General features: G+C 69.7%; 20 protein-coding genes. 18 read left to right on the forward strand and 2 right to left on the reverse strand.

Annotated elements, in window-relative coordinates; all coding sequences use genetic code 11:
• Window positions 1–163 precede the first annotated feature (163 nt).
• Entirely contained in the window at window positions 164–1,540 is a 1,377-nt protein-coding gene (ppnN, locus tag M8R19_RS09395; protein WP_074976719.1) for a nucleotide 5'-monophosphate nucleosidase PpnN, read from the forward strand.
• A gap of 389 nt (window positions 1,541–1,929) precedes the next feature.
• Here the strand turns inward: ppnN and M8R19_RS09400 are convergent, their stop codons facing one another.
• Window positions 1,930–2,358 (reverse strand): MarR family winged helix-turn-helix transcriptional regulator, encoded by a 429-nt coding sequence (locus M8R19_RS09400; protein ID WP_074976723.1) that lies wholly within the window; start codon window positions 2,356–2,358, stop codon window positions 1,930–1,932.
• Between the two features lie 77 nt (window positions 2,359–2,435).
• On the opposite strand from M8R19_RS09400, the gene M8R19_RS09405 reads away from it, so the two are divergent.
• The 4 genes from M8R19_RS09405 (at window position 2,436) to M8R19_RS09420 (ending at window position 7,367) form a co-directional block, all read left to right on the forward strand.
• The gene (locus M8R19_RS09405; protein ID WP_249917645.1) at window positions 2,436–3,170 is read left to right on the forward strand and encodes a siderophore-interacting protein; all 735 of its coding nucleotides are present in this window, start codon (window positions 2,436–2,438) and stop codon (window positions 3,168–3,170) included.
• A gap of 217 nt (window positions 3,171–3,387) precedes the next feature.
• Window positions 3,388–4,743 carry an MFS transporter gene (locus tag M8R19_RS09410; RefSeq protein WP_249917646.1) on the forward strand — a complete coding sequence of 452 codons (1,356 nt, stop codon included), beginning with the start codon at window positions 3,388–3,390 and terminating at the stop codon, window positions 4,741–4,743.
• Window positions 4,744–4,764: 21 nt separating this feature from the next.
• Complete coding sequence (locus M8R19_RS09415) at window positions 4,765–6,027, forward strand: gallate dioxygenase (protein WP_249917647.1); 1,263 nt, start codon at window positions 4,765–4,767, stop codon at window positions 6,025–6,027.
• Between the two features lie 92 nt (window positions 6,028–6,119).
• Entirely contained in the window at window positions 6,120–7,367 is a 1,248-nt protein-coding gene (locus tag M8R19_RS09420; RefSeq protein WP_249917648.1) for an OprD family porin, read from the forward strand.
• Between the two features lie 332 nt (window positions 7,368–7,699).
• Here the strand turns inward: M8R19_RS09420 and M8R19_RS09425 are convergent, their stop codons facing one another.
• A complete protein-coding gene (locus tag M8R19_RS09425; protein ID WP_249917649.1) occupies window positions 7,700–8,905 on the reverse strand; it encodes a LysR family transcriptional regulator in 1,206 nt (401 codons plus the stop codon).
• A 156-nt stretch (window positions 8,906–9,061) separates the two neighbouring features.
• Between M8R19_RS09425 and galB the strand changes: the two genes are divergently transcribed.
• From galB to M8R19_RS09490, 13 genes are all read left to right on the forward strand, one after another.
• Window positions 9,062–9,796, forward strand: a complete 735-nt coding sequence (gene galB / locus M8R19_RS09430; RefSeq protein ID WP_249917650.1) for a 4-oxalmesaconate hydratase — start codon at window positions 9,062–9,064, stop codon at window positions 9,794–9,796.
• The gene (locus M8R19_RS09435; RefSeq protein ID WP_249917651.1) at window positions 9,793–10,509 is read left to right on the forward strand and encodes a 4-carboxy-4-hydroxy-2-oxoadipate aldolase/oxaloacetate decarboxylase; all 717 of its coding nucleotides are present in this window, start codon (window positions 9,793–9,795) and stop codon (window positions 10,507–10,509) included. Before galB ends, M8R19_RS09435 begins: the two co-directional genes overlap by 4 nt.
• 2 nt (window positions 10,510–10,511) lie before the next feature.
• The gene (locus M8R19_RS09440) at window positions 10,512–11,597 is read left to right on the forward strand and encodes a 4-oxalomesaconate tautomerase (RefSeq protein WP_249917652.1); all 1,086 of its coding nucleotides are present in this window, start codon (window positions 10,512–10,514) and stop codon (window positions 11,595–11,597) included.
• 155 nt (window positions 11,598–11,752) lie between these two features.
• The gene (locus M8R19_RS09445; RefSeq protein ID WP_249917653.1) at window positions 11,753–12,685 is read left to right on the forward strand and encodes an ABC transporter substrate-binding protein; all 933 of its coding nucleotides are present in this window, start codon (window positions 11,753–11,755) and stop codon (window positions 12,683–12,685) included.
• The gene (locus tag M8R19_RS09450) at window positions 12,685–13,695 is read left to right on the forward strand and encodes a FecCD family ABC transporter permease (protein WP_181925950.1); all 1,011 of its coding nucleotides are present in this window, start codon (window positions 12,685–12,687) and stop codon (window positions 13,693–13,695) included. The genes M8R19_RS09445 and M8R19_RS09450 overlap by 1 nt, the downstream gene beginning before the upstream one ends.
• On the forward strand, window positions 13,692–14,735 hold the full coding sequence (locus M8R19_RS09455; protein ID WP_249917654.1) for a FecCD family ABC transporter permease: 1,044 nt from the start codon (window positions 13,692–13,694) through the stop codon (window positions 14,733–14,735). The genes M8R19_RS09450 and M8R19_RS09455 overlap by 4 nt, the downstream gene beginning before the upstream one ends.
• The gene (locus tag M8R19_RS09460) at window positions 14,732–15,541 is read left to right on the forward strand and encodes an ABC transporter ATP-binding protein (RefSeq protein ID WP_390895838.1); all 810 of its coding nucleotides are present in this window, start codon (window positions 14,732–14,734) and stop codon (window positions 15,539–15,541) included. The genes M8R19_RS09455 and M8R19_RS09460 overlap by 4 nt, the downstream gene beginning before the upstream one ends.
• A 502-nt stretch (window positions 15,542–16,043) precedes the next feature.
• Complete coding sequence (locus M8R19_RS09465) at window positions 16,044–16,748, forward strand: response regulator transcription factor (protein ID WP_249917655.1); 705 nt, start codon at window positions 16,044–16,046, stop codon at window positions 16,746–16,748.
• Entirely contained in the window at window positions 16,748–18,094 is a 1,347-nt protein-coding gene (locus M8R19_RS09470) for a HAMP domain-containing sensor histidine kinase (protein ID WP_249917656.1), read from the forward strand. The genes M8R19_RS09465 and M8R19_RS09470 overlap by 1 nt, the downstream gene beginning before the upstream one ends.
• Window positions 18,095–18,169: 75 nt before the next feature.
• Window positions 18,170–20,401 carry a TonB-dependent siderophore receptor gene (locus M8R19_RS09475; protein ID WP_249917657.1) on the forward strand — a complete coding sequence of 744 codons (2,232 nt, stop codon included), beginning with the start codon at window positions 18,170–18,172 and terminating at the stop codon, window positions 20,399–20,401.
• A gap of 50 nt (window positions 20,402–20,451) precedes the next feature.
• Window positions 20,452–21,345 (forward strand): alpha/beta hydrolase, encoded by an 894-nt coding sequence (locus M8R19_RS09480; protein WP_116422496.1) that lies wholly within the window; start codon window positions 20,452–20,454, stop codon window positions 21,343–21,345.
• A gap of 387 nt (window positions 21,346–21,732) precedes the next feature.
• A complete protein-coding gene (locus tag M8R19_RS09485) occupies window positions 21,733–23,169 on the forward strand; it encodes a TldD/PmbA family protein (protein WP_116422497.1) in 1,437 nt (478 codons plus the stop codon).
• Entirely contained in the window at window positions 23,169–24,503 is a 1,335-nt protein-coding gene (locus M8R19_RS09490; RefSeq protein WP_074976760.1) for a TldD/PmbA family protein, read from the forward strand. The genes M8R19_RS09485 and M8R19_RS09490 overlap by 1 nt, the downstream gene beginning before the upstream one ends.
• The last annotated feature ends 192 nt before the right edge of the window (window positions 24,504–24,695 follow it).

Here is a 24,695-nt window from a genome sequence, read left to right on the forward strand (position 1 = left end):
ATGGCAATCCGCAGGGCTCGCGGCCTCGCTCCCCACGCACTACTATCCGCTTAAGCCCCACCCTCACCGGGCCGCCCTTGCGGCCATATCGGGGCAGGACACCGCCACCGCGCGGTCGAGTACCCAGGTGCCCTCCCGGGCATCCGCACCAATGGAAGCTGTAATGTCCCCCAGACCCACCATCAATGCCTCGGTCAGCCCCAAGGGCACCCTCGAAACCCTGTCCCAGCGCGAAGTCCAGCAACTCAGCGAAGCCGGCTCGGGCAGCGTCTACCAACTGTTCCGCCAGTGCGCCCTGGCCATCCTCAACACCGGCGCGCGCATCGACAACGCCAAGACCATCCTCGACGCCTACCGCGACTTCGAGGTGCGCATCCACCAGCAGGACCGCGGCGTGCGCCTGGAACTGGTCAACGCGCCGGCCGACGCCTTCGTCGACGGCGAGATGATCGCCGGCACCCGCGAGATGCTCTTCAGCGCCCTGCGCGACATCGTCTACACCGCCAACGAGCTGGACAACCAGCGCGTCGACCTGCACACCTCCCAGGGCATCACCGACTACGTCTTCCACCTGCTGCGCAACGCGCGCACCCTGCGCCCGGGCGTGGAGCCGAAGATAGTCGTGTGCTGGGGCGGCCACTCCATCAGCACCGAGGAGTACAAGTACACCAAGAAGGTCGGCCACGAGCTGGGCCTGCGCAACCTGGACGTCTGCACCGGCTGCGGCCCGGGCGTGATGAAGGGGCCGATGAAGGGCGCCACCATCGGCCATGCCAAGCAGCGCCACCACGGCGGCCGCTACCTGGGCCTGACGGAGCCGGGGATCATCGCCGCCGAGGCGCCCAACCCCATCGTCAACGAACTGGTGATCCTGCCGGACATCGAGAAGCGCCTGGAGGCCTTCGTCCGCGTCGGCCACGGCATCATCATCTTCCCCGGCGGCGTCGGCACGGCGGAGGAATTCCTCTACCTGCTGGGCATCCTCATGCATCCGGACAACCAGGACCTGCCCTTCCCCCTGGTGCTCACCGGGCCGCGCAGCGCCTCGGCCTACTTCGAGCAGCTGCACGCCTTCGTCGGCGCCACCCTGGGCGAGGCGGCGCAGCGGCGCTACCAGATCATCATCGACAACCCCGCCGAAGTGGCGCGGCACATGGCCCAGGGCCTGAAGGAGGTCAAGCAGTTCCGCCGCGAGCGCAACGACGCTTTCCACTTCAACTGGCTGCTGAAGATCGACGTCGGCTTCCAGCGCCCCTTCGACCCCACCCACGAACACATGGCCGCCCTGCAGCTGAGCACCGACCTGCCGGCCCACGAACTGGCCGCCAACCTGCGCCGGGCGTTCTCCGGGATAGTCGCGGGCAACGTCAAGGAAAAGGGCGTGCGCGCCATCGAGGAATTCGGCCCCTACGAAATCCACGGCGAACCCGCGCTGATGCGACGCCTGGATGAACTGCTGCATGCGTTCGTCAAGCAGCACCGGATGAAGCTGCCGGGTGGGGCGGCGTATGAGCCGTGCTATCGGGTGGTGGAGGGCTGACCTGCGCCATTCCTGTAGGAGCGCGCCTTGCGCGCGAATCGCGGGCAGGGCCCGCTCCTACGGGAGCCGCTATTGCGCTCGGGTATTGGCCAGCTTTTCGTAGGAGCGAGCTTGCTCGCGAACGAGGTAACCGGCGGCTCCGCTGCCATGCCAACCTCCGCGCCCTCTCCCTAACCCTCTCCCTGAAGGGAGAGGGGACCGTTGGGCAGATACGGATGTTCTGGAGTTAGCCGGCAACACCGAAAGCTACCGGCTGAAACCTGGCCTTCTCTCGGCACGTACAAGCCCCCTCTCCCTTCAGGGCGGGGCGCGCAGCCGAGGGCTGGGGAGAGGGGCGGCGCCCACCCAACACACCGAAACCACCGGCAAGCACCCCACAAAGAACACCCTCACTCCCCCTGCAAATTCGCCTCCACCCGCGCCAACAACCCCTGCAACTGCTCCCGCTCCTGCGCACTGAACCCCCGCACCGCCACCTCCGACAAATGCCGGCCCTGCCCTTCCACCTCGGCGTAAACCGCCTGACCCGCAGCGCTCAAGCTCAGGCACACGCTGCGCTTGTCCAGCACATCGGCGCTGCCCTCCAGCAAACCACGGTTGCGCAGGCCCTGGATCAGCCGGGCGATCTGCGCCTTGTCGCGGCCGCTGTGTTCCACCAGTTGGCGCTGGGTGGCGCCCGGGCGGCGGGCGAAGAAGGCCAGCACCTTGAATTCCATGTGCGTCAGGTCGTGGGGGCCGTCGCGCAGTTCGCGGTATTGCCGCGAACGGTACAGGTGCATGACGGCATGGATGGTTTCGAGAACGTCGTCGGCTTTCATGGCTATACGGTTGACTTTATCAACTAATGATTCTTATGATCGTTGATATTATCAACCATAGCCCAAGAGGGCCACCCATGACCCAAGCCACCCAACAACGCCGCGTGCAACGCGTCCGCCACGAACTGCGCATGCGCGAAGTGAAGGTCGCCCGCCGCGAACAGCTCAGCCCGCACTTCGTCAGCCTCACCTTCGCCGGCGAGGCCCTGGCCGATTTCGTTTCCGCCGGCTTCGACGACCACGTCAAGTTCATGTTCGAGGACGACGACGGCAGCATCGTGCGCCGCGACTACACCCCGCGCCGCTTCGACGCCTCGGCCCGCGAGCTGACCGTCGAGTTCGCCCTGCACGGCCACGGCAAGGCCTGCCAGTGGGCCGAGCACGCCCAGGTCGGCGACAACGCGGTGATCGGCGGCCCGCGCGGCTCGATGATCGTTCCGCTGGACTTCGACTGGCACCTGTTCGTCGCCGACGCCACCGGCCTGCCCGCCGTGCACCGGCGCCTGGAGGAGATGCCGGCCGGCACCCGCGCCATCGTCCTGCTGCAGGTCGAGGCGGCCGATCGTCGCCAGTTCGCCAGCGCCGCCGACCTTCAATTGCACTGGTTCGATGACGGCGAAACCCTGCTGGCCGCCGTCGAGGCCCTGCACCTGCCCGCCGGCGAAGGCTTCGCCTGGGGCGCCGGCGAGGCCGCGGCCATGGTCCGCGTACGCAACCTGCTGCTGGAGAAGGGCCAGGCGAAGGAAGCCATGCGCGTCGCCGCCTACTGGCGCCAGGGTGAATCCGACTACCACGAAGAACTCAGCCAGTGAAACCCGCCCGCCAGGCGTCGCCGGCCCCGGCAACGCCTGCGCAAGCACCTCATAAACAAAACCGATACCCGCTTAAGGATTTCCCAGAGGCAAGCCCCGCCCCTTGAGCCTTACAGTCGCCCCACGCCGAAAAACGGCGAGGTGATTCCTGCCGGTCATCATCGTTTTCGAAGCCTGTTGGAATTTTCACCACTACAAGAACAAAAGGTGAACGCGAATGCTCAAGCAAAACCCCGGTGGCATGGAGACCGTCGATGTCAAAGACTGGATCGACAGCCGCCCGATCTCGGCCTACCAGTGGCTGATCCTGTCCCTGTGCTTCCTCATCGTCCTGTTCGACGGCTTCGACGTCGCCGTGATGGGCTTCATCGCCCCGTCGCTGATGCAGGAGTGGGGCCTGTCCCGCGCCGCCTTCGGCCCGGTGATGAGCGCCGGGATGATCGGCCTGGCCATCGGCGCGCTGACCGCCGGCCCCTACGCCGACCGCCTCGGCCGCAAGAAGGTGCTGCTGATCGCGGTGACCGGTTTCAGCCTGCTCAGCCTGGCCTGCGCCTTCGCCCGCAGCCCCTACGAACTGGCCTTCCTGCGCCTGCTCACCGGCGTCGCCCTGGGCGCAGCCATGCCCAACAGCACCACGCTGCTGGCCGAGTACCTGCCCGAGCGCAGCCGCTCACTGCTGATCACCATCATGTTCACCGGCTTCAACATGGGCTCGGGCCTGGGCGGCTTCCTCGCCGCCTGGCTGATCCCGCACCACGGCTGGCAGGCGGTGCTGCTCGCCGGCGGCCTGCTGCCGCTGGCCCTGCTGCCCTTCCTGCTGTGGCTGCTGCCCGAGTCCGCGCGCTTCATGGCTGCGCGCAAGGCCCCGGCCGAGCAGATCGCCGCCGCCCTGGCCAGGCTCGGCGGGCGCTTCGCCGAAGGCACCCGCTTCACCGTCAGCGAGCCGCCGGTGCGGCACAAGACGCCGGTGCGCCAGCTGTTCGACGGGCGCTTCCGCCTGGGCACCCTGGCGCTGTGGGCCACCTACTTCATGGGCCTGCTGGTGATTTACCTGACCATGGGCTGGCTGCCCACCCTGCTGCGCGACGGCGGCCTGTCCATCGAACGCGCCGCCACCATCACCGGGCTGTTCCAGATCGGCGGCACCGTCGGCGCCATCGTGGTCGGCTGGATCATGGACCGGCGCAACCCCAACCGCGTCATCGCCATCGCCTACGCCCTGGGCGGCCTGTGCATCGTCAGCCTCGGCGCGCTGAGCCTGGAATCCAGCCTGCTGGTGGTCGGCGTGACCGCCGCCGGCTTCTGCATGAGCGGCGCGCAGACCGGCCTCAACGCCTTCGCCCCGGGCTACTACCCCACCGAGTTCCGCGCCACCGGGGTAAGCTGGATGCTCGGCATCGGCCGCTTCGGCGCCATCTTCGGCTCGCTCATCGGCGGCGCGGTGCTCAGCCTCGGCCTGGGCCTGCCGCTGCTGTTCACCTTCCTCGGCCTGCCGGCGTTCGTCGCGGCCCTGGCGATCCTGGCCAACGGCCACGCCCGGCGCCGCGCGAGCCAGGCGCTGGCCGCGCAGTAACCTGAACCAGAGGACCCCGTCATGGCACGCATCATTGGTGGCCTAGCCGTCTCCCACACCCCGACCATCGGCTTCGCCGTCGACCACGACAAGCAGGAGGAAGCGGCCTGGGCGCCGATCTTCAAGAGCTTCGAACCGATCCGCGCCTGGCTCCAGGAACAGCGCCCGGACGTGCTCTTCTACATCTTCAACGACCACGTCACCTCGTTCTTCTTCGACCACTACAGCGCCTTCACCCTCGGCGTCGACGACCGCTACGGCGTCGCCGACGAGGGCGGCAACCCGCGCGAGCTGCCGCCGGTGGGCGGCCACGCGGCGCTGTCGCGGCACATCGGGCAAAGCCTGATGGCCGACGAGTTCGACATGAGCTTCTTCCGCGACAAGCCGCTGGACCACGGCTTCTTCTCGCCGATGTCGGCGCTGCTGCCCTGCGCAGACGGCTGGCCGCTGCAGATAGTCCCGCTGCAGGTCGGCGTGCTGCAGTTGCCGATCCCCAGCGCGCGGCGCTGCTACAAGCTCGGCCAGGCCCTGCGCCGCGCCATCGAGAGCTACCCGGAAGACCTCAAGGTCGCCATCGTCGCCACCGGCGGCGTGTCGCACCAGGTCCACGGCGAGCGCTGCGGCTTCAACAACCCGGAGTGGGACGCGCAGTTCATCGAGCTGCTGGTCAACGACCCCGAGCGCCTGACCGAAATGACCGTCGCCGAATACGCCACCCTCGGCGGCATGGAGGGCGCCGAGGTGATCACCTGGCTGATCATGCGCGGCGCGCTGTCCGCCAGCGTCGACAAGCTGCACCAGGACTACTACCTGCCGTCCATGACCGGCATCGCCACCCTGCTGCTGCAGAACCGCGACCAGCGCCTGCCGGCCCCGGCCATCGAGCGCCACCGCCAGCACATGCAGCACCAGCTGGCCGGCGCCGAGCAGTTGGAAGGCACCTACCCCTACACCCTGGAGCGCAGCGCCAAGGGCTACCGGCTGAACAAGTTCCTGCACCGCATGATCGAGCCGCAGTGGCGCCAGCGCTTCCTCGCCGAACCCGAGGCGCTGTACGAAGAAGCCGACCTCAGCGAGGAAGAGCGCGACCTGCTGCGCCGCCGCGACTGGCGCGGTCTGATCCACTACGGGGTGATCTTCTTCGTGCTGGAGAAACTCGGCGCCGTGCTCGGCGTCTCCAACCTGGACATCTACGCCGCCATGCGCGGCCAGAGCCTGGAAGACTTCATGAAGACGCGCAACCAGCAGGTGCGCTACTCGGTGGCCGGCAAGGCCCCGCGCTAACCCCGCTCCCCCGCCCAGCTTCACCGCCCACCAGCGACGCCATCGTGCCGCTGGCCGGCGACGCTTTGCCCAAGAAACGGAGAACAACAACAATGATCCGCCCGACCAAGCACCGTCTCGTCTGCACCCTGGCCCTGGCCTCGGCCCTGCCGCTGGAGGCCCTGGCCGAAGGCTTCCTCGACGACGCCAAGTCCAGCCTGACCCTGCGCAACTTCTACATGAACCGCGACTACACCGGCGATGCCGCCCAGGGCAAGGCCGAGGAATGGACGCAGAGCTTCATCCTCGACTTCAAGTCCGGCTTCACCCAGGGCACCGTCGGCCTGGGCCTGGACGTGCTCGGCCTGTACAGCGTCAAGCTCGATGGCGGCAAGGGCACCGCCGGCACCCAGTTGCTGCCGGTGCACGACGATGGCCGCCCGGCCGACGACTTCGGCCGCCTGGCGGTGGCCGGCAAGGCGCGAGTATCGAAGACCGAACTGAAAGTCGGCGAATGGGCGCCGGCGCTGCCGATCCTGCGTTCCGACGACGGCCGTTCGCTGACACAGACCTTCCAGGGCGCGCAACTCACCTCGAAGGAAATCGCCGGCCTGACCCTCTACGGCGGCGAGTTCCGCCAGAACAGCCCGCGCAACGACGCCAGCATGGAGGACATGAGCCTGTTCAACCGCACGGCCTACACCTCCGACCGCTTCGACTTCGTCGGCGGTGAATACCGCTTCAACCACGAGCGCACCCTGGTCGGCCTGTGGAACGCCGAACTGAAGGACATCTACCAACAGCAGTACCTGCAGGTGCAGCACATCCAGCCGCTCGGCGACTGGGTGCTGGGCGCCAATCTCGGCTACTTCTGGGGCCAGGAAGACGGCAGCGCCAAGGCCGGCGACCTGGACAACCGCACCGCCTCGGGGATGTTCTCGGCGAAGGTCGGCGGCAACACCTTCTACGTCGGGCTGCAGAAGGTCATGGGCGACGACGAATGGTTCCGCGTCAACGGCGCCAGCGGCGGCACCCTGGCCAACGACGCCTTCGGCTCCAGCTTCGAGAGCGCCAGGGAACACTCCTGGCAACTGCGCCACGACTACGACTTCGCGGCCCTGGGCGTGCCCGGCCTGACCCTGATGAACCGCTACATCCACGGCGACAACGTGCACAACGCCAGCACCGACGACGGCACCGAATGGGCCCGCGAGAGCGAGCTGGCCTACACCGTGCAGTCCGGGCCGCTGAAGACGCTGAACGTGAAGTGGCGCAACTCCAACATGCGCCGCGACTGGGGGCGCACGAACAGCTTCGACGAGAACCGGTTGATCGTGAGTTATCCGCTGAGCCTGCTGTAGGCCCCACGCCGAGGCGCTTTCGTAGGATGGGTTGAGCTTGCGAAACCCATGCGGCCATGGCGATGGGTATCGCTTCGCTCAACCCATCCTACGACTGCCCCACCCGCGCCATTCCCTTGTAGGAGCGCGCCCTGCGCGCGATTTCGCGGGCAGGGCCCGCTCCTACAGGTTTCCGTGAGGCATGGCATTCTCCCCCGTAGGAGCGGACCTTGTCCGCGATAGCCGGAACCTCCGGCGCGATTCGCGGATGAGATCCGCTCCTACGCTACGCCACCCGCACCATTCCCCTGTAGGAGCGCGCCCTGCGCGCGAATCGCGGGCAGGGCCCGCTCCTACAGGGTGTAGGGCCCTGTCCCCTGGACCACCTCGCGGATGCTCTGCATCAACGCCGCCGACACCGGCGAATGCAGGCAGCCGCTGCGGCAGGTCAGGCCGATGGCGCGGGTGGTCTGTTGCAGCTGCACCGGCAGGCGGCACAGCTCGCCGGAGGCTATCTCGTGTTCCAGCTGGTGCGCCGACACCGCCGCGAGCATGTCCGAGCGCAGCAGCAGGCCGCGGATGGTCGCCAGGTCGCCGCTCTCCACCACCGGCCAGGGCGCGGCCATGCCCGAGGCGGCAAAGCAGGCGTCGAGCAGGCCCCGAGCAGGGGAGCCCGCGCGCGGCAATACCCAGCGCGCCCGCTGCAGTTCCGCCAGCTCGCGGGTGCCTTCCAGCAGCGGGTGGCCACGGCGCGCCAGCAGCACCATCTCCTCGGTGAGCAGCGCCTCGCCGGCCAGGTCGCTGGCGTAGTCCGCCGAGCGCAGGGCGCCGAAGACGAAGTCCAGGTCGCCGGCGCGCAGCTCGGTGGCCAGCAGGTCGAACGGGCTTTCGTTGGTGATCACCCGTACGCCGGGATGCTCGGCGGTGAGGCGGACGATGGCCTCGGGCAGGATGCGCGTGCGCCCCAGCGGCAACGCGCCGACATGCACCACGCCCTGCAGGCTGCCGCGCATGGCGCTGAGGTCGGTCTCGATGTGGCGCAGCTCGTTGAGCGCGCGGCGGATCGGAAAGAGGATCTCGTGGCTCGCCCGCGTCGGTTGCAGGCCGCGCGGGGTGCGTTCGAACAATGGCCGGCCGCAGCCGCCCTCCAGCACCTTGAGCGCCGAACTGACCGCCGGCTGGCTGAGGCCGAAGTGGCTGGCCACGGTCTGCATGTGGCGCGTCTCGCAGAGCTTGACGAAGACCTCCAGGCGCCGCCCCTGGAACAGGTACAGCGGCTCTACCGGCGCCGCGCCCAGCACCCTGGGCACGCTCTCCAGCTCGGCCAGCACGCGGCGCGCGCGGGGCAGCACGCAGTCGCCGTAGTCGGTCAGGCGCATGCCGTTGGCGTGGCGCTCGAACAGCGGCGCGTCGAGCCGCGCCTCCAGCTCGGAGATGGCGCGGGTGACCACCGACTGCGCGCGGAACAGCGCCTCCGAGGCCCGCGACACGCTGCCCAGGTCCGCCACGCGGACGAAGGCGCGAACCTGCATCAGGTTCGGCAGCTCGAAGTCGCTCATATCCCCTCCCGGCGCGCAGCCCTACTCCGACGGGACTATGCCCAGCCCTCCCGACAAGCGCAATAAGCAGAACGCATACCTCCAACAACTGAACGCATTAGTCCGCCGTGGCCCTCGGTGACATCCTCGACACATTCCCAACCGGAGCCCACCCACATGAACGCAGCACAAAAATCCGCCCTGGTGGTCAGCGCCCATTCCGCCGATTTCGTCTGGCGCGCCGGTGGCGCCATCGCCCTGCACGCCGAGCAGGGCTACGCCGTGCACATCGTCTGCCTGTCCTTCGGCGAGCGCGGCGAATCCGCCAAGCTGTGGCGCAAGGGCGAGATGACCGAAGAGAAGGTCAAGGCCGCGCGCCGCGAGGAAGCCCTGGCCGCCGCCGAAATCCTCGGCGCCAGCGTCGAGTTCTTCGACATCGGCGACTACCCGATGCGCGCCGACCAGGACACCCTGTTCCGCCTGGCCGACGTGTTCCGCCGCGTGCAGCCGGAATTCGTCCTCAGCCACTCGCTGAAGGACCCGTACAACTACGACCACCCGCTGGCCATGAACCTCGCCCAGGAGGCGCGCATCATCGCCCAGGCCGAAGGCTACAAGCCGGGCGAGAAGATCGTCGGCGCGCCGCCCGTATACGCCTTCGAACCGCACCAGCCGGAGCAGTGCGAATGGCGCCCGGACACCTTCCTCGACATCACCGGCGTGTGGGACAAAAAGTACGCCGCCATCCAGTGCATGGCCGGCCAGGAACACCTGTGGGAGTACTACACCCGCGTCGCCCTGCAGCGCGGCGTGCAGGCCAAGCGCAACGTCGGCATCACCAGCGCGCGCAACATCGTCTACGCCGAAGGCTTCCAGAGCATCTTCCCGCGCGTGACGGAGAACCTGGCATGAGCGCGCTGATCGGCAAGACCGGCATCGTGGTGCGCAACATCCCCCGCGCAGCGCCGGAAGTGATCGACGAACTCGGCCGCCTCGGCGTGGCCACCGTGCACGAGGCCCAGGGCCGCAAGGGCCTGCTGAACACCGGCATCCGCCCGATCCAGCAGGGCGTGGCGGTGGCCGGCAGCGCGGTGACCGTGCTGGTGGCGCCGGGCGACAACTGGATGCTCCATGTCGCCGTCGAGCAGTGCCGCCCCGGCGACCTGCTGGTGGTGGCGCCCAGCTCGCCGTGCAGCGACGGCTACTTCGGCGACCTGCTCGCCACCTCGCTCAAGGCCCGCGGCGTGCGCGGCCTGGTCATAGACGCCGGCATCCGCGACAGCCACACCCTGCGCGAGATGGGCTTTGCGGTCTGGTCCAGGGCCATCAACGCCCAGGGCACGGTGAAGGAAGTGCTCGGCTCGGTGAACCTGCCGCTGCTGTGCGCCGGGCAACTGGTGAACGCCGGCGACATCGTCGTCGCCGACGACGACGGCGTGGTCGTGGTGCGCCACGGCGAAGCGGCCCAGGTGCTGGAAGCCGCACGCAAGCGCGCCGATTTGGAAGAACAGAAGCGCCTGCGCCTGGCCGCCGGCGAACTCGGCCTGGACATCTACGAGATGCGCCCACGCCTGGCCGCCAAGGGCCTGCGCTACGTGGACAGCCTCGACGAACTGGGAGGCTGAACATGAGCCAGACCCGCATCCCCTGCCTGCTCATGCGCGGCGGCACCTCCAAGGGCGCCTACTTCCTCAGCACCGACCTGCCCGCCGACGCCGGGTTGCGCGAGCGCGTGCTGCTGGCGGTGATGGGCTCGCCGGACAAGCGCCAGATCGACGGCCTCGGCGGCGCCGATCCGCTGACCAGCAAGGTCGCCATCGTCCAGGCCTCGCGCCGCGAGGACGCCGACGTCGACTACCTGTTCGCCCAGGTGCTGGTGGACGAGGCGCGGGTGGACTACGGGCAGAACTGCGGCAACATCCTCGCCGGCGTCGGCCCCTTCGCCATCGAGCGCGGCCTGGTGCCGGTGCGCGGCGCCAGCACGGCGGTGCGCATCTTCATGGAGAACACCGGGCAGATCGCCGTGGCGCACGTCCCCACGCCCGATGGCGAGGTGGAATACGCCGGCGACACGCGCATCGACGGCGTGCCCGGCAGCGCCGCGCCGCTGGTGGTGGAGTTCGCCGACGTGGCCGGCTCCAGCTGCGGTGCCCTGCTGCCCACCGGCAATGCCCGCGACAGCTTCGACGGCATCGAGGTCACCTGCATCGACAACGGCATGCCGGTGGTGCTGCTGCGCGCCGAGGACCTGGGCCGCAGCGGCTGCGAGAGCCGCGAGGAACTGGACGCCGACGCCGAACTGAAGGCGCGCCTGGAATCCATCCGCCTGCAGGCCGGCCCGCACATGAACCTGGGCGACGTCGGCCAGCGCAACGTGCCGAAGATGTGCCTGGTCTCGGCGCCGCGCCAGGGCGGGGCGATCAACACCCGCTCGTTCATCCCGCACCGCTGCCACGCCTCCATCGGCGTGTTCGGCGCAGTGAGCGTGGCCAGCGCCTGCCTGGTGCAAGGCTCGGTGGCGCAGGACGTCGCTCGCGCTCGCGCTGGCGAAGGCGAGGTGCGGCGCCTGGCGGTGGAACATCCCAGCGGCGAATTCAGCGTGGAAATCCGCCTGCGCGACGGCCAGGTGGCCGGCTGCGGCCTGGTGCGCACCGCGCGCCTGCTGTTCGACGGCCAGGTGTGCATTCCTCGCGCGCTGTGGGCCGGCCACTGACCCGGGCGAACCGCGCGGCGCTCTGCCGCGCGGCTTTGACATAAATCATCGCAGTTGTAAAAAAACGGTAAATGCGAGTGATTCCAACTCGCTTCTGTCGTATCTATGGGCGTTTCCCAACCGCCCGCCATCTTCGGCGCCTCAGGAAAACCTCCATGCAAGCCCGAGCCCTTCCCCTCTCCCGCCGCCTACTGGCCTGCGCGGCCGCCGCCGTCACCAGCGCCTTCCTGCTCCTGCTGCCCAGCGGCGCCAGCGCCGCCACCCTGGACACCGCCTTCGGCCCGGTGCAGGTCAAGGACCACCCGCAGCGCGTGGTGGCCCTGGGCGAGAACACCCTCGACGCCGCCCTCGCCCTGGGCGTGCAGCCCCTGGGCGCGCTGGCCAGCCGCGGCGGCAGCGATATTCCCGAATACCTCAAGGCCAAGGCCGGCAAGCTGCCGCTGGTGGGCACCGTGCGCGAGGTCAACCTGGAAGCCGTGCTCAAGCTGCGCCCGGACCTGATCCTCGCCAGCCCCGGCCTGACCCGCGAGCAGTACGCCAAGCTCAGCCTGATGGCGCCCACCGTGGTGCCCAAGGGCGGCGCCCTGGAGGACTGGCGCGCGGCCTTCCGCTCCTACGCCGCGGCCCTGGACAGGAACGCCGAGGCCGAGCAGCGCCTGCAGGAACTCGACCAGCGCATCGCCGGGCTGCGCCCGCGCCTGCCGGCCAACACCAGCCTCAGCGTGGTGCGCTGGAACCCGCAGGGGCCGATCATGATGTCCAGCCACCTGTTCGCCGGCCAGTTGCTCGACCAGCTGGGCCTGCAGCCCAACCCGCTGGCGGCGCAGCAGACCCAGCGCCCGCACACCGACATCCTCAGCCTGGAGAACCTGTCCAAGGCCGATGCCGACTGGATCTTCCTCGCCACCCTCAACCCCGACGGCGAGAAGGCCCTGGCCGAAGCCCGCCAGCAACCGGCCTTCACCCGCCTGAAAGCGGTGCGGGCCGGGCACCTGGCCAGCGTCGACGGGCAGATCTGGAGCAGCAGCTCCGGCTACCTGGCCGCCCAGCAGGTGCTGGATGACGTGGAGAAGGCGCTGGCCAACTGATGCTGCCCGCGCGCCTGCCCCAGCCGCTGGCCCTCGGGCTGGCGGCTTCGCTTCTGTTGCTGCTGTGCCTGTCCAGCCTGCTGTTGGGCGCCGGCGACGCCGGCCCGTGGGCCAGCCTGCAAGCCCTGTTCGGCGGCGCCGACGAAGACACCCGCTTCGTCGTCGGCGTGCTGCGCCTGGCGCGCACCGAGCTGGCCCTGCTGGTGGGCGTGGCCCTGGGCGCCGCCGGCCTGCTGCTGCAATCGGTGACGCGCAACCCGCTGGCCGAGCCCGGCCTGCTGGGCGTCAGCGCCGGCTCGGCCTTCGCCGTGACCCTGGCGATCAACCTCGGCGCCACCGCCGCCGGCCTCAACCTGGCGGTGGCCGTGCTCGGCGCCCTGGGCGGCTGCCTGCTGGTGCTGGCAGTGTCGCGCCTGCGCGGGGTGGGCGACGACCCGGTGCGCCTGGTGCTGGCCGGGGTGGCCTTCTCCGGCCTGCTCACCGCGCTCAGCAGCCTGGTGCTGCTGTGGGACCAGCGCACCGCCGACGAGGTGCGCTTCTGGGTGGTCGGCAGCCTCGCCGGCCGCCCGCTGGATACCCTGCACTGGAGCCTGCCGGGACTGCTGCTCGGCCTGCTGGTGGCGCTGCCGCTGGTCCGCCCGCTGGCCGCCCTGGCCCTGGGCGAACGCGTCGCCAGCGGCCTCGGCCACCACCCGCAGCGGGTGCGCCTGGCCACCCTGCTGGCGGTGGCGCTGCTGGTGGGCACGGCCAATGCCGCCGCCGGCCCCATCGCCTTCCTCGGTCTGATCGTACCCTTCATCGCCCGCCGCCTGGTGGGCAGCGACATCCGCAGCTGCTTCGGCCTGTGCCTGCTGCTGGGGCCCTGCGTACTGCTGCTGGCCGACATAATCGCGCGCCTGCTGGTGCGCCCCTACGAGATGCCGGTAGGGGTGGTCACCGCCTTCGTCGGCGCGCCCATCCTCATCGCCGTGGTGCGCTCGCACCGCCTGCCGACGCTGCAACGCCAATGAACGCGCCCTCTCCCCACGGCTACGGCCTGCTGCGCCTGGGCCGGCTGTCGCTGCTCTGGCACCGCCGCAGCCTCATGGTCGGCCTGGCGTTGCTGGCGGCGCTGGCCGCCGCCTTCGTGTTCTGCCTGAGCGGCGACGGCCTCGGCGCCGGCCAGGCCATCGCCGCCCTGCTCGGCGGCCAGGGCGACCCCTTCCAGCAACTGCTGGTGCGCGAACTGCGCCTGCCGCGCCTGCTCGCCGGCCTGCTCAGCGGCGCGGCCCTGGGCGCCGCCGGCTGCCTGATGCAGACCCTGGCGCGCAACCGCCTGGCCACCCCGGGCATGGTCGGCCTGGACAACGGCGCCACCGCCTTCGCCGTGGCCTCCATAGTCGCGGTGCCGACCAGCCTGGCGCCCTCGGCCCTGGCCCTGACCGGCGCCGCCAGCGCCGCCGCGCTGACCTTCCTGCTCGCCGCCGGGGCCGGCGCCCGCGGCTATCGCTTCATCGTCGTCGGCCTGGGCATAGGCGCGCTGTTCGGCGCCCTGACCAACCTGATGCTGGCCCGCGCCGACATAGACGCGGCCAACGCCGCCTATCCCTGGACCGTCGGCAGCCTCAACGCCCGCCCGCCGCTGGCCGTGTGGCTGCTGGCCGGCGGCCTGGCCCTGGGCCTGCCGGCGGCGCGCCTGCTGACGCGGCCACTGACGACGATGCGCTTCTCCGACAGCGTGGCCATCGGCCTGGGCGTGCGCCTGGGCGCCATGCGCATCGCCACCCTGGCGCTGAGCGTGGCCCTCACCGGGCTGGCCGTGGCGGTGGCCGGGCCGGTCGGCCTGGTGGCGCTGATCGCCCCCGAGGCAGCGCGCTACCTGGGCGGCCAGCACGGCGTGCCGGTGCTCAACGCGGCCCTGGCCGGCGCCCTGCTGACGCTGCTGGCCGACTGGCTGGGACGCACCCTGCTAGCGCCCATCGAAATCCCCGTGGGCATCGTCATGGCGGTGATAGGCGCGCCCTACCTGCTGTGGATCATCCTGCGCCAACCCTCCGGGAGACAGCCATGAACCCGAACCCCGTCGCCCCGCTGGAAACCCGCGGCCTGTGCATGGCCTACGGCAAGCGGCCGATCATCGAAGGCCTGAACCTGCGCCTGCCGGCCGGCCAGGTCACCGCCATCGTCGGCCCCAACGGCTGCGGCAAATCCACCCTGCTGGCGGGCCTGGCGCGCCTGCAGAAGCCCAGCGGCGGCGCCGTGCTGCTCGACGGCAAGGCCATCGCCAGCCTGCCGTCGAAGGAAGTGGCGCGGCGCCTGGCGCTGCTGCCCCAGGACGCCAGCGCCCCGGACGGCCTCACCGTGGCCGAGCTGATCCGCTTCGGCCGCCAGCCGCACCAGGGCCTGTTCCAGCAATGGAGCGCCGAGGACCAGAAGGTGGTGGACGCCGCCCTGGCCGCCGCCGACCTCGGCGAGCTGGCCGAGCGGCCGCTGGAATCCATGTCCGGCGGCCAGCGCCAGCGCGCCTGGATCGCCATGGCCATCGCCCAGGACACCCCGCTGCTGCTGCTCGACGAACCCACCTCGGCGCTGGACCTGGGCCACCAGATCGAGGTCTTCGAACTGATCCGCCACCTGGCCGAAGCCGGCAAGACGGTGGTGATGGTGGTCCACGACCTGTCCAGCGCCTGCCGCTACGCCGACCACCTGGTGGCGATGAAGGGCGGCCAGGTGCTGGCCGAAGGCGCGCCGGCCAGGGTGGTGACGGCGGAGCTGGTGGAAGCGCTGTATGGCGTGCGCTGTACGCTGCTGAGCGATCCCTACAGCGGCACGCCGCTGATCGTTGGGGCCAGCCGGGTGCGAGCTTGCTTTTCGTAGGAGCGAGCTTGCTCGCGAATGGGGCTTCGGCGCCAAGACTGAGAGCACCCTCTCCCTAACCCTCTCCCTGAAGGGAGAGGGGACCGTTCGGAGTGCTTGGATATTCCTGAGTCAGCCGGCAGTACCGAAAGCTGCCAGCTGAAACCATTCCTCCTCTCGGCACGGACAAGTCCCCTCTCCCTTCAGGGAGAGGGGGCCGTTGGGCAGACACGGATGTTCTGGAGTCAGCCGGCAGCACCGTTGGTTTCCGACTGAAGCCATTCCTCCTCTCGGCACGGACAAGCCCCCTCTCCCTTCAGGGAGAGGGCTGGGGAGAGGGGACCGGCTTCGACATCGCTCCGGAGCAAGACTTGACGCCATTGTTCGCGAGCAAGCTCGCTCCTACGAAAAGCACCATCCCATTCCCCCCAAGCACCTCAGATGCGACGAAATGCCAGCACCCAGCCATTGCCCCGCCCCCACCGCCAGTGGGATCATTTGCAATTGCTTTTTGTTCTCATCCATGGCTGATCACGTGTCACCGCAACTACTCCTCGTGGAAGACGACGCCCACCTGCGCCCGGACCTGGAACGCCACTTCCTGGCCCGCGGCTTCGCCGTGCGCGCCTGCGAGAACGGCACCCAGGGCCTGGCCGCGCTGCGCGAGGGCCGCTTCGACCTGGTGCTGCTGGACATCATGCTGCCCGGCGTCGACGGCCTCAGCCTGCTCGACGAACTGCGCCGCCGGCAGACCGTGCCGGTGATGCTGATGTCCGCCCTGGGCGCCGAGCAGGACCGCATCAGCGGCTTCACCCGCGGCGCCGACGACTACCTGCCCAAGCCCTTCAGCCTGGCCGAGCTGGACGCCCGGGTGGACGCCCTGCTGCGCCGCGTGGCCCTCGACCGGCGCCCGGCCGAGGCCCCCCGGGACGGCGAGCTGACCCTCGACGAGGAGGCCCGCGACGTCACCCACCAGGGCCGCGCCGCCGGCCTCACCGGCTCCGAATACCGCCTGCTGGCGACCCTGCGCGCGCACCCCGGCGAAGCGCTGAGCAAGGCCTTCCTCTACCAGAGCGTGCTGCACCGCGCCTACACCCGCCTGGACCGCGGCCTGGACGTGCACGTCTGCAACCTGCGCCGCAAGCTCGCCGCCATCGGCGCGCAGCACCTGCAGATCCAGGCGGTGCGCGGCCAGGGCTACGTGCTGGTCGAGACGGACGGTGCCTGATGCGCCGCCACCCGCTGCTGTGGAAGCTGGCCCTGCTGCAGGTGGGCTTCTGCCTGACGCTGACCTGGCTGCTCTGGAACTGGGGCCTGTCGGTGGAACGCAGCACCTACTTCCTCGACGAAGCCGACCGCCTCTACCTCGCACGCTACGCCCTGCAGGCCGAGCAGGCCTGGCGCCAGGGCGGCGCGGCCGGCGCCGAAGCCTTCCGCCGCCAGCTGGAACGCGAGGAAGACACCTGGGTCGCCCTGGTCGGCCCGCGCCTGGAAAGCCTCGGCACCACGCCGCTGAGCGCCGAGGAAGCCAGCCACCTGACCTTCATGCGCAAGCTCGACTGGCCCATGAGCCGGCGCCTGCAGGATGAACTGCCCTACGTCAGCATCGAGTTCCCCGAACACCCTGAGGACGGCCGCCTGGTCATCCAGCTGCCCGAGCGCCTGCTGCCCAGCGGCCTGACGCCCTGGACCCACGTCATCACCCACGGCGTGGCGCCGACCCTGCTGGCCCTGCTGCTCGGCCTGGCCCTGTACCGCCACCTGGTGGTGCCGCTCAACCGCCTGCGCGACCGCGCCGACGCCCTGCGCGCCGACGACCTCGACAGCCCCGGCCTGCCGCTGCAGGAGCGCCGCGACGAACTGGGCGAACTGGCCCAGGCCTTCGAACACATGGCCGCGCGCCTGCGCCAGAGCCTGGCCCAGCAGCGCCTGCTGCTGCGCACCCTGTCCCACGAACTGCGCACGCCCCTGGCACGGCTGCGCATCGCCCATGACAGCGAGCTGCCGCCGGAGCAGTTGCGCCAGCGCCTGGGCCGCGAAGTGGCCGACATGCAGCGGCTGCTGGAAGACACCCTCGACCTGGCCTGGATGGACACCGAGCGCCCGCAACTGCCCACCGAACCGGTGCTGGTGCTCTCGGTGTGGGAAGCCCTGCGCGAGGACGCCTGCTTCGAAAGCGGCTGGGAGCCCGCGCGCCTGCCCTGCTCGCTGGGCACCGAATGCAGCGTGCAGGTACACCTGGACAGCCTGGCCCAGGCCCTGGAGAACCTGCTGCGCAACGCCATCCGCCACTCGCCGGCGGGCGGCCGCGTCAGCCTCGACGGCTGGCGCGAAGGCCGGCACTGGCACCTGTGCCTGCGCGACCAAGGCCCCGGCGTGGCCGAGGCCGACCTTGAGCGCATCTTCGAGCCCTACCAGCGCCTGGAAGGCAGCGGCGCCGGCTTCGGCCTGGGCCTGGCCATCGCCCGCCGCGCCATCGAGCTGCAGGGCGGCCGCCTGTGGGCCACCAACGCCCACCCCGGCCTGTGCCTGCACCTGCTGTTGCCGGCGGCCTGGAAGTGTTTAGAAAGTTAATGCGCTTTACTCGCAATTGTTAGTGATTATCATCTTCGATCTCTCGCCTTCAGGCTGAACTTCCGGAGATCGAAGATGTCGTCCCGTGCCCAACCCCTAGTCCCCTTCCTGCTGCTGTCCAGCTGCCTGCTGGCCAGCGCCGTCCATGCCGCCAGCCAGGACGAGCAGCCCGTCGAACTGGACAGCCAGACCGTGGTCGCCACCGCCCAGGAAGAAACCAAGCAGGCCCCGGGCGTGTCGGTCATCACCGCCGAGGACATCGCCAAGCGCCCGCCGGCCAACGACCTCTCGCAGATCATCCGCACCATGCCGGGGGTCAACCTGACCGGCAACTCCACCAGCGGCCAGCGCGGCAACAACCGGCAGATCGACATCCGCGGCATGGGCCCGGAGAACACCCTGATCCTGGTCGACGGCAAGCCGGTCAGCAGCCGCAGCTCGGTGCGCTACGGCTGGCGCGGCGAGCGCGACACCCGCGGCGACACCAACTGGGTGCCGGCCGACCAGGTCGAGCGCATCGAAGTCATCCGCGGCCCGGCGGCGGCGCGCTACGGCTCCGGCGCCATGGGCGGGGTGGTGAACATCATCACCAAGCAGGCGGCCAAGCAAACCCACGGCAACCTCACCGTCTACCAGAACTTCCCGCAGCACGGCGACGAAGGCGCCAGCAAGCGCGTGAGCTTCGGCCTCAACGGCCCGCTGACCGATACCCTCAGCTACCGCGTCTACGGCAACCTGGCCAAGACCGACGCCGACGACTGGGACATCAACGCCGGCCACGAATCGGCGCGCACCGGCAACCAGGCCGGCACCCTCCCCGCCGGCCGCGAAGGCGTGCGCAACAAGGACATCAACGGCCAGTTGAGCTGGAAGCTGGCGCCCAACCAGAGCCTCGAGTTCGAGAGCGGCTTCAGCCGCCAGGGCAACATCTACACCGGCGACACCCAGAACACCAACAGCAACGCCAACGTGAAGAGCATGCTGGGTCACGAGACCAACATCATGTACCGCGAGAACTACTCGGTCACCCACCGCGGCGACTGGGACTTCGGCAGCTCGATGGCCTACCTGCAGTACGAGAAGACGCGCAACAGCCGCATCAACGAAGGCCTGGCCGGCGGCACCGAGGGCATCTTCAGCAACACCGACTTCTACACCTCGACCCTGCGCGACCTGACCGCCCACGGCGAAGTCAACCTGCCGCTGCACGCCTGGCGCGACCAAACCCTGACCCTGGGCAGCGAGTGGAACCAGCAGAAGCTCGACGACCCCAGCGCCAACACCCAGACCACCACCGAGGGCGGCTCGGTCGCAGGCCTCACCAGCGCCGGCCGCGACACCACCTCGCAGGCGCAGATCTTCTCGCTGTTCGCCGAGGACAACATCGAGATCCTCCCCGGCACCATGCTCACCCCGGCGCTGCGCTTCGACCACCACAGCATCGTCGGCGACAACTGGAGCCCGTCGCTCAACCTGTCCCACGCGCTGAGCGACACCCTCACCCTGAAGGCCGGCATCGCCCGCGCCTACAAGGCGCCGAACCTCTACCAGCTCAACCCCGACTACCTGCTCTACAGCCGCGGCCAGGGCTGCTACGGGCAGAGCACCAGTTGCTACCTGCAGGGCAACGAGAACCTCAAGGCCGAGACCAGCGTCAACAAGGAACTGGGCATCGAGTTCAAGGACGACGGCTGGGTCGCCGGGCTGACCTACTTCCGCAACGACTACAAGAACAAGATCGACTCCGGCCTGACCCCGGTGGGCAGCGCGACCGGCGGCACCGGCAGCTACGCCAACGCCTCGATCTACCAGTGGGAGAACGTGCCCAAGGCGCTGGTCGAGGGCCTGGAAGGCACCCTGAGCGTCCCGCTGGCCGCGCAGCTGACCTGGAACAACAACTTCACCTACATGCTGCAGTCGAAGAACAAGGAAACCGGCGACGTGCTCTCGGTGACGCCGAAGTACACCCTCAACTCCATGCTCGACTGGCAGGCCAGCGACGACCTCTCGCTGCAACTGAGCGTGGCCTGGTACGGCAAGCAGAAGCCGAAGAAGTACGACTACCAGGGCAACCGCGTGACCGGCAGCGCCAACGACCAGCTCTCGCCCTACGCGCTGACCGGCGCCAGCGGCACCTACAAGATCAGCAAGAACCTCAGCCTCACCGCCGGCGTCGACAACATCTTCGACAAGCGCCTGTACCGCGCCGGCAACGCCCAGGGCGTGACCAACATCGCCGGCGCCGGCGCCGCCACCTACAACGAACCCGGCCGCACCCTCTACACCAGCCTGACCGCGTCCTTCTGAGGACCACCCGGCCCCCGCTCCCGGCGGGGGCCGGCAGACGAGATCGCCTGATGAAAACCACCACCCTGCCCCTGGTCCTGGCGCTGGCACTGGCCGCGCCGGCCCCGGCGGCCCTGGCGCAACCGGCGCCGGACCAGAAGATGGACACCACCTTGCTGCAACGCCAGGACCTGGCCTACCGCTTCACCCAACTGGAACTCGACTCCGCCGACGGCCAGCGCCACTACCGCCTGTGGGTCGGCAAGCCCGAACGTCCGGCGCCCGCCGCCGGCTACCCGGTGCTGTGGATGCTCGACGGCAACGCCGCCCTCGGCGCGCTCGATGCCGCCAGCCTGGAAAAGCTCGCCAGCGGCCAGGCGCCGCTGCTGGTCGCGGTCGGCTACCAGACCGAGCAGCGCATCGAACGCAACGCCCGCACCTACGACTACACCCCGCCGCTGCCCGGCGAGGCCAGGCAACTCGACCCGCTGACCGGCCAGCCCAGCGGCGGCGTCGACGCCTTCCTCGACCTGCTGCGCCAACGCATGCGCCCCATGGTCGCCGCCGTCGCCCCCATCGACGCCAGCCGGCAGACCCTCTGGGGCCACTCCTACGGCGGCCTGGCCGTGCTCCACGCCCTGTTCACCCGCCCCGGCGAGTTCAGCGCCTACGCCGCCGCCAGCCCCTCGCTGTGGTGGCACGACGGCGCCATCGTCCGCGAAGCCGCCGGCCTGCAACAACGCCTGGGCGAAAGCCGCCCGCGCCTGCTGCTGATGCGCGGCGGCGACGAACCGGGCAACCCGCGCGGCCCGCTGAAAGGCGACGCCGAACGCCCGGCCCGCGAACTGAGCGCCGACCTGGCCAAGGTGCCGGGCCTGCAGGTGCAGTACCAGCGGTTCGATGGTCTGGGGCATGGGCCCATGTTGCCGGCGTCGCTGCGGTATCTGCTGGAGCATTACCCGTAACCGAGGCGCGCCGGGGAGCAAGGTCAAACGGCGGATAACCGCGAACGGTTATCCGCCCTACGCCAGGCCCATCTCCGTAGGGCATACAACCGTTCGCGGGAATGACGATGTGCAAGGATGACACCTGACCCCCAGCCCACTCAGGACAGCCCCCTCTCCCTTCAGGGAGAGGGTTGGGGAGAGGGCGTTCTTATCCCCCAACACCTACGCCGCCGGTAACCACTGTTCGCGAGCAAGCTCGCTCCTACGAAAAGCCGAAAAGCCCAAAAGCCCAAAAGCCCAAAAGCCAAAGCCATCCCCTACGCTCTTTCCCCCTTTTTCACACTGGCAATGAAGTTTGCGGCAGGAGCACAATCCAAGGTTCGCCCCTCCCCAGGAAGCCCCCGGATGCCCGACAGCCTGCATGCGGCCCTGCGCCACTTCGTTTCCACCCTGCGCCACGACCCGGCCTTCCGCTCCCTGCGCCTGGTGCAGCGGCACAGCCTCGATTGCGGCGTGACCCGCGACCAGCCCGACCCGGTGCGCCACGGCCTCGACCAGGGCGCCATGCTCTGCGCCGAGGTCGATGGCGTGGAAGCCTTCGCCGCCACCAGCGACCTCGGCGAACAGGGCCTGCGCCAGGCCTTCGAGCGCGCCCGCCAGCTCGCCGCCGGCATCGCCGCCCGTGCTCTGCCGCGCCCGGCCCAGACCGGCGCCGACCTCGGCCGCCAGCGGCGTAGCAGCCCGAACCTCGACACCCCGCTGCCGGACCTGGCGCAATGGCTGGACCTGCTGCGCGCGGAATGCGCCGCGGTGCCGCGCGAGGAACGCATCGTCGACTGGTCCGCCAGCCTGCGCGTGGTGCGCGAGCGGCAGCTGTACCTGGACCGCCACGGCAGCGACCTGCTGCACGAGACCCAGCGCCTCTACCCCTGGCTCTCGGTGACCGCCTTCGACGGCCGGCAGAGCCAGACGCGCACCTTCGACGTGGCGCGCCAGGGCGGCGCCGAGGTGGTGCTGCACAGCGGCTTCGCCGGCGCCGCCGCGCGCGTCGCCGACGAGGCCCTGCAACTGCTGCTGGCGCCCAACACCCCGGAAGGCACCCGCGACCTGCTGCTGATGCCCGACCAGATGATCCTGCAGATCCACGAATCCATCGGCCACCCGCTGGAGCTGGACCGCATCCTCGGCGACGAGCGCAACTACGCCGGCACCAGCTTCGTCACGCCGGACATGTTCGGCCATTACCAGTACGGCTCGCCGCTGCTCAACGTCAGCTTCGCCCCGGACGTGCCCGACGAACTGGCCAGCTACGCCTACGACGACGAAGGCACCCCCGCCGAGCGCCGGCTGCTGATCGCCGGCGGCATCCTTCAGCGCCCCCTGGGCGGCGCCCTGTCCCAGGCCCGCAGCCAGCTCGCCGGGGTGGCCAACAGCCGCGCCAGCAGCTGGAACCGCGCGCCCATCGACCGCATGGCCAACCTCAACGTCGAGCCCGGCGACCAGAGCCTGGCGCAACTGATCGGCGGCATCGAAAAAGGCATCCTCATGGCCACCAACCGCTCCTGGTCCATCGACGACGCGCGCAACAAATTCCAGTTCGGCTGCGAATGGGGCCAGCTGATCGAAAACGGCGAACTCGCCGGCGTGGTGCGCAACCCCAACTACCGCGGCATCTCCGCGCAGTTCTGGCGCAGCCTGGGCGCGGTGGGCGACGCCTCCACCTTCAGCGTGCTGGGCACCGCCAACTGCGGCAAGGGCGAGCCCAACCAGGCGATCACCGTCGGCCACGCCTCGCCGGCCTGCGTGTTCAAGGACGTCACCGTGTTCGGAGGGCAGGCCTGATGCAACTGCGACTGTCCCCCGACCACCTGCGCGAACTCGCCGACTGGCTCAAGGGCCGGCTGCGCGGCGACGAGGAATTCAGCCTGTGGCTCGCCGCCGAGGACTCCGACTTCGTGCGCTTCAACCACGCCCGGGTGCGCCAGGCCACCCGCGTGCTGCAGATCGAGGCGCAGCTGCGGCTGATCCGCGGCGCGCGCCACGCCAGCCTGGAACTGAGCCTGACCGGCAGCGCGGAGGAAGACCGCCAGCGCCTGCAGCAAGGCCTGGAACAACTGCGCGGCACCCTGGAAGTGGTCCCGGAAGACCCGTACCTGCTGCTGGAGGACGAGCCCTGGACCCGCGTCCAGGAAGCCCCCGGCCGCTTGCCGGAAGTCCGCGAGGTGATCGACCAGGTGGACGCCCGGGCGCAAGGCCTGGACCTGGTCGGCATCTACGCCGGCGGCCCGCTGTACCGCGGCTTCGCCAACACCCGCGGCAGCTTCGGCTGGCACGCCGCCGGCAGCGCCAGCCTGGACTGGAGCCTGTTCGCCAGCAACGGCGAGGCGGTGAAGACCACCTACGCCGCGCGTGACTGGGATGCCGCCGCCCTGGGCCAGGCCTTCGTCCGCGCCCGCGAGCAGCTGGACTACCTGCAACGCCCACGGCGCACGCTGCAACCCGGCGCCTACCGCGCCTACCTGGCGCCGGCGGCGCTGGAGGAAATCATCTCGCTGCTGTGCTGGGGCGGCTTCTCCGCCCGCGAACTGGCCACCCGCCAGAGCCCGCTGCTGTCGCTGCACCTGGGCCATGCCAGCCTGTCGCCGCAGGTCAGCCTGGAGGAAGCGGCCAGCGCCGGCCTGGAACCGCTGTTCGACAGCGACGGCTTCCTGCGCCGCGACCAGGCGCTGATCGAGGGCGGGCGCATGGTCGGCCAACTGGTCAGCCCGCGCTCGGCGAAGGAATTCAACCTGCCCGCCTACGGCGCCAACAGCCACGAGACGCCGCAGTCCCTGGTCATGGCCGCCGGCGAACTGCCCGAGGACGAAGTGCTGGCGCGCCTGGGCACCGGCCTGTACATCGGCAACCTCTGGTACCTGAACTACTCGGACCTGGCCGCCGCGCGCATCACCGGCATGACGCGCTTCGCCAGCTTCTGGGTGGAAGACGGCCGGATAGTCGCGCCCCTGGCCAGCATGCGCTTCGACAACAGCCTCTACAGCCTGCTCGGCGAACACCTGCAGGCGCTGACCCAAGAACGCTCGCTGCGCATCGACACCAACACCTACGGACGCCGCAGCGCAGCCACCCAGCTACTGCCAGGCGCGCTGGTGGAGCGTTTCACGCTGACGCTGTAGGGCGTACAACCGTTCGCGGTTGTACGCCGTTACACCCATCTCGACGCTGGCTTCCTGGTCAAGCCCGGAGCGCTCGGAAACGGGAGCTTCGGGTTCGAATCCGGCGCACCCCGGGACCAAGGTCAAACGGCGGATAACCGCGAACGGTTATCCGCCCTACGCCAAGCCCACCCGGTGATGCAGGACGTACGA

Origin of the sequence: Pseudomonas sp. R3.Fl (assembly GCF_023516765.1) — a bacterium.
Lineage (GTDB): Bacteria > Pseudomonadota > Gammaproteobacteria > Pseudomonadales > Pseudomonadaceae > Pseudomonas > Pseudomonas citronellolis.